Origin of the sequence: Hydrogenimonas sp. (genome assembly GCF_029933015.1) — a bacterium.
Taxonomy (GTDB): domain Bacteria; phylum Campylobacterota; class Campylobacteria; order Campylobacterales; family Hydrogenimonadaceae; genus Hydrogenimonas.
Genome location: NZ_JAOZOZ010000121.1, coordinates 1 through 5,067, shown reverse-complemented (window position 1 = coordinate 5,067; position 5,067 = coordinate 1). Strand labels below are relative to the sequence as shown.

At 53.7% G+C, this 5,067-nt stretch carries 4 protein-coding genes; 1 reads left to right on the top strand and 3 read right to left on the bottom strand.

The window, feature by feature from the left end; genetic code table 11:
* Nucleotides 1–53 precede the first annotated feature (53 nt).
* Nucleotides 54–881 (bottom strand): prephenate dehydrogenase, encoded by an 828-nt coding sequence (locus Q1K23_RS07695; protein ID WP_300363562.1) that lies wholly within the window; start codon nucleotides 879–881, stop codon nucleotides 54–56.
* Between the two features lie 166 nt (nucleotides 882–1,047).
* Here Q1K23_RS07695 and bamA point away from each other — a divergent pair, with 166 nt between their 5' ends.
* Nucleotides 1,048–3,273 carry an outer membrane protein assembly factor BamA gene (gene bamA, locus Q1K23_RS07690; protein WP_300363561.1) on the top strand — a complete coding sequence of 742 codons (2,226 nt, stop codon included), beginning with the start codon at nucleotides 1,048–1,050 and terminating at the stop codon, nucleotides 3,271–3,273.
* 126 nt (nucleotides 3,274–3,399) lie between these two features.
* On the opposite strand, the gene Q1K23_RS07685 is transcribed toward bamA, so the two are convergent.
* Nucleotides 3,400–4,863 carry a Ppx/GppA phosphatase family protein gene (locus Q1K23_RS07685; RefSeq protein ID WP_300363560.1) on the bottom strand — a complete coding sequence of 488 codons (1,464 nt, stop codon included), beginning with the start codon at nucleotides 4,861–4,863 and terminating at the stop codon, nucleotides 3,400–3,402.
* A 16-nt stretch (nucleotides 4,864–4,879) separates the two neighbouring features.
* On the bottom strand, nucleotides 4,880–5,067 hold a 188-nt coding region (locus tag Q1K23_RS07680; protein WP_300363559.1), incomplete at its 5' end, for a YfhL family 4Fe-4S dicluster ferredoxin.

Here is a 5,067-nt window from a genome sequence, read left to right as displayed (position 1 = left end):
ATGACCAATGACCAATGACCAATGACCAATGACCAATGACCAATGACCAATGACTAAAGAATATCGTGCAGCTTCTGGGCCTCCTCCATCCAGTTTCGCAGATCCTCCCACTTTTCACCCATAATCAGGGCGCGGCAGACACGCAGCTCCTCTTCGAAGTGGTCCATCGCTTCCAGAAGATGGCCCCGATTCTGTTTGAAGATCTCTTCCCACATGATGGGCGAGCTTTTGGCCAGTCGGCTCATATCTCTGAAACCGCCTGCCGCCAGTATCAGGATGTTTTCGGCATCCTCCTGGGCCATGACGGCATTGGCGAGGGCGTAGCTGATGGCGTGGGGAAGGTGGCTGATGTAGGCGGCGTGGCGGTCGTGTTCGTGGGCGTCCATCGTGACGATTTTCATGCCGATGGCTTTGAAGAGTGCTTTGGCCGTTTCACGCTGAAGCTCTCCGCTCTTTTCGAGATCGCAGAGCACCACGATCTTGTCTCTGTAGAGGTTGGCCAGCGCGGCGGAGGGGCCGAACTTTTCGGTGCCGGTCATCGGGTGGGCGGGAACGACGTTTTTACGGATCTTTGGCGGAATGTTGTCGACGATTTTGGCTTTGGTGCTTCCCAGGTCGATGATGGTGGTACGAGGCGGAATATCGGTGAGGTCGTGGAGCGCTTTGATGATCCCCTCCACGGGAATGGCGAGGAAGATCACGTCACACCGCTTGAGCTCTTCCCAGGAGACGATCGCATCGACGAGGCGGCGTTCGAGTGCTTCGGCAGAGTGGTGAGGGTTGCGATCGTAACCTACGACCCTGTTGACCTGGGGAACGCTTCTCAATGCGAGTCCCAGCGATCCTCCCATCAATCCCAGTCCGACGATTCCGACAATCATGGTTGCTCCCGAGTGTTTAAAGTCCGAAATTGTAACGCAGAATCTGTTTGAAAGAGATTAATCGGGGGGAGTGCCGCAGATAAAAAATAAACGGGGTTTAATCGAAATAATGATAGACTTGAAGCCTTTTTAGAAAAAATTATATGCCCCAATAATGAGGATATGAATGAAACGTTTTTTATCTGCCATCTTGATGACGGCGGCATTCGCGAACGCCCAGCAGATCAAGGAGCTTAGGTTCGAGGGTCTGCTGCATCTGTCCAACGACATCGCCCAGGAGATCACGGGGATTCATCCGGGTGAGCCCATCGATATCGAGAAGGTGGATGAAGCGATAAGAAGACTCTTTGCCCAGGGATATTTCAAAGATATCTGGGTGACGGAGGAACACGGCATCCTCACATTCCACTTCAAGGAAAAACCGGTCATTTCCCAGATTCTCTTCAGCGGATACGGAGAGAACAAAAGAGACGAACTGCTCTCGGCGATCGGCCTGCACAAGGGGGACATCTACGACGAAGCGAAAATCGAAAAGGCCGAAGCGCTGATTCGAGGTACGATCGAGGCGGAAGGATTTTTCGACACGGTTGTCGAGACGGAAGTGACGCCGCTCGAGACCGGAAGCGTCAAGGTCGAATTCAAGATCAACAAGGGTGAAAACATCATCATCAAAAAGCTCAATCTCTGCGGGGCCGAGCATCTGGAGAAAGAGGATATCGAAAGCGTCATGGCCAACCGGGAGCGGGATTTCATGGGCTGGATGTGGGGTTTCAACGACGGGAAAGTCAAAATCGACCAGCTCAAGTACGAAGCACCGAGGATCAGGGATTTATACATGCGTCACGGGTATCTCGACGCCAAAGTGGAAGATCCCCTGCTGCGGGTCGACTTCAACCAGTATGCTGCGATTCTCGATTTCAAGATCGAAGAGGGAGAGGTCTATACCGTCAAGGATGTTCAGATCGATCTGGCCAAAGCGGTGATCGATCCCGTCATCCTCAAAGACGAACTGAAAGTGGAGCCGGGTGACACTTTCAACATCGACGATCTTCGTAAAGATATGGAGAAGATCAAGGAGCGGATCGCCAACATGGGATACGCTTTCGTCAGGGTCGTCCCCGATTTTTCGAAAGATGAAAAAGAGCACACGACGGTCGTCAAATACAAGGTTTTTCCGGGGGATAAGGTCTATATCAGAGATGTCGTCATCTCCGGAAACACGAGGACCCTCGACCGTGTCGTGCGGCGTGAAATATTTCTGGCTCCCGGCGATCTCTACAACCTGACCGATATGAAAGACTCCAAATCGGCTCTGATGCGGACGGGATATTTCGAAAACGTCGTCATCGACGAACGACGGGTCAGCGAGAACCAGATGGATCTGGTCGTCAACGTCAAAGAGGCCCAGACCGGCAACATCATGGTGGGCGGCGGTTACAGCAGTTACGACGGCATCATCTTCAACGCCTCCATCAACGATCGGAACATCTTCGGAAGCGGCCTTTCCGTGGGGCTGAGTACCGATCTTTCAAAACACCGCACCAACTTCAACTTCAATATCACGAATCCCCGTATCTGGGACAGCGAATACAGCGCCGGATTCAACATCTACAACAGCGAATACGAAAGTTACGACTACACCGAAAAACGGTTCGGCGGTTCCATCACCTTCGGCCGGCAGATCGCCCGCTACTGGCACGCATCGGTGATGTACCAGTACTATTCGACCAGTATGAGCGATCTCGACCCCAACTTCCCCGATTATGACTTCTACAACAACAACGATTTCGTCACGAGTGCGGGGACGCTCAGTCTGCGTTTCAACAACACCGACGACTACTATCTGCCGCGCCACGGTATGATTTTCGGTATCAGCTCCCAGTTCGCCGGGCTCGGTGGCGATGCGGAGTACAACAAGAACTATATGAACTTCTCCATCTTCCAGGGTATGGAGGACTATATCAACTACGATCTGATTCTCCGCTACAAGGCGCGTCTGGGATTTTTCGGCTACGACGACAAGCTTCCCGTCAGCGCGAAGTTCTACATGGGAGGCGTCCGAACGGTACGCGGATACGAGTCGGGCTCCATCGGCGGTATCGTGGAAGGGGAGGATTACTATTACCGTACGGGCGGAAAATATACCTTCTCCAACTCCGTCGAAGCGAGCGTTCCCCTGCTGGAAGCGGCGAAGATGCGCCTGGCTTTCTTTCTGGACTACGGGATGATCGGGGATGACGATTTCAACGAGTACGAGCGTGCCGGTACCGGTGCGGTGATCGAATGGTTTTCACCGATGGGGCCGATCAGTCTGATCTTCGCCTATCCGCTGATGAAAGAGGATGGGGACAAGACGTCGAACTTCGAATTCACGATGGGGCAGCAGTTCTAAACGCGTGAACGTGCGTTTGGAACGATGGAGAATTGAGAATGGAAAATGGAGAAATGAAGGAGGGTGACGCCTTTTACGTTTCTCTTTGAATCGAGTGGCCTGTGGCAGTTTTCTCAACGCCGATACTCAAACAAACTGTACGGCGATGGGGCCCGGTTTCTGGAGTTTTTTGATCCGTTCCTGGGCCAGTGACGTTTCGAAAGGGACGTGGAGGGTCAGGACTTCGTTTTCGAAAGCGGCTTCGATTCTGCCCGGTGCACGGCTGATGTGGATGATCTGCGCCAGCGATACGATATAGCTGAGCCACGCCAGGGTCTTTCCGTCGGGAAGCAGTTTTTTGTAGGGACGGGTGAAGCTGCTTTTTGGAAGATTGTTTTTGTTGAAACGGATCAGGGTGGCGATGAGAACCATCTCCTCGTGGGTGAATCCGTAGTCGAGACTGTTCATGATGAAGTAGGCGCTGTGTTTGTTGTAGTCGAAAAAGTCGAGACGGATGCCTATCTGGGAGAGTTTCGCCGCGATTTCGAGATGTTTCAGTGCTTCGTCGGGGAGGCCGAAGGGATCTTTCAGAGCCAGAAAAATCGTTCTGGCGGTGGATGCGATGTTGGCGGAGAATTTTCTGTCGGTGCAGAAACGGTCCTGGAGGCTGCGGACGCTGGGATTGAAGTTGGCCGGGAAGAGGTGGCTGCTGTTTCTGAGCAGATCGCTCAGGAAGAGTCCTTCGCGCACACCGGCGCCGCTGGTCATGACGGTTTGGGCACCGATCTTTTCCAGGACTCTGAGAAAAATCAGCGCTCCGGGACGGATCGTGTCGAGACGATCTTTCTTTATCCCCAGCTTGCCGAGTTTCATGATCGAAGCGTGTGCCACCTTGCGTATGAACTTTTTCTCCTCATCGAAGCGGAAACGAAAGGCGTGGACCTTTTCGATGGCGTGATCCTGCCGGTCCATGATCGTTTTTGCGATGGCACGGATCGTGCCGCCGATGCCGATGGCCAGCTCGCTTCTGAAACTATCCGGCAGGGCCGCCAGTGCGCCGTCGATATAGGCCTGCGCCTCTTCGATAGGCGCTTTTTTGTCGAAGAAAAGCTCTTTGAGACGGACGGTTCCCAACTTCAGCGTGAAGGTTTCCACGACTCTCCTGTTGCGAATCAGGGAGAGGTCCGTGGATCCGCCGCCGATGTCGATGGTGATGCCCTCACCGATCGGCAGAAGGTTGACGGCCGCGATGCCTCCCAGCCACGCCTCTTTGTGACCGTCGATCACTTTGATCCGCAGACCGAGATCCTTTTCGATGCGCTTGAGAAAGAGTTTTTTGTTGGGGGCGTCACGCACGGCGGAGGTGGCGACACAGAGAATTTTGCGGACTTTGTAGCTTTTGGCGATGGTCAGAAACTGAGAGAGGGCCTGATAGGCCCTCTCCATTGCCGCTTCCTGCAGTTCACCTCCCTTTTCGTAGGCGCCTTCGCTGATGCGGACACGGCTGCGGGTTTCGTTGATAAGGTGGAAGCCGAAGCGGCTAGTCCGTTCGAATACCACCATCCTCGCGGAGTTGGATCCGATGTCGATGATGGCGGTTCGTTTGGCCATGAAGGGGGCTTCGGTCCTACTGTTCTTTCTGGAGATGTTCGAACTTGAACTTCAACTCTTCGACGCTCTCGACATTGTCGGGGTCGGGTACGATGCAGTCGACAGGGCAGACGGCGATACATGCCGGTTCGTCGTAATGGCCGACGCATTCGGTGCATCGGTCCGGATCGATGATATAGATGGGATCACCCTCTTCGATGGCCC

What these genes read in the sequence shown, in the direction of transcription:
- Q1K23_RS07695 (WP_300363562.1), bottom strand. Translation starts at nt 881, where the DNA reads ATGATTGTCGGAATCGTCGGACTGGGATTGATGGGAGGATCGCTGGGA.
- bamA (WP_300363561.1), top strand. Translation starts at nt 1,048, where the DNA reads ATGAAACGTTTTTTATCTGCCATCTTGATGACGGCGGCATTCGCGAAC.
- Q1K23_RS07685 (WP_300363560.1), bottom strand. Translation starts at nt 4,863, where the DNA reads ATGGCCAAACGAACCGCCATCATCGACATCGGATCCAACTCCGCGAGG.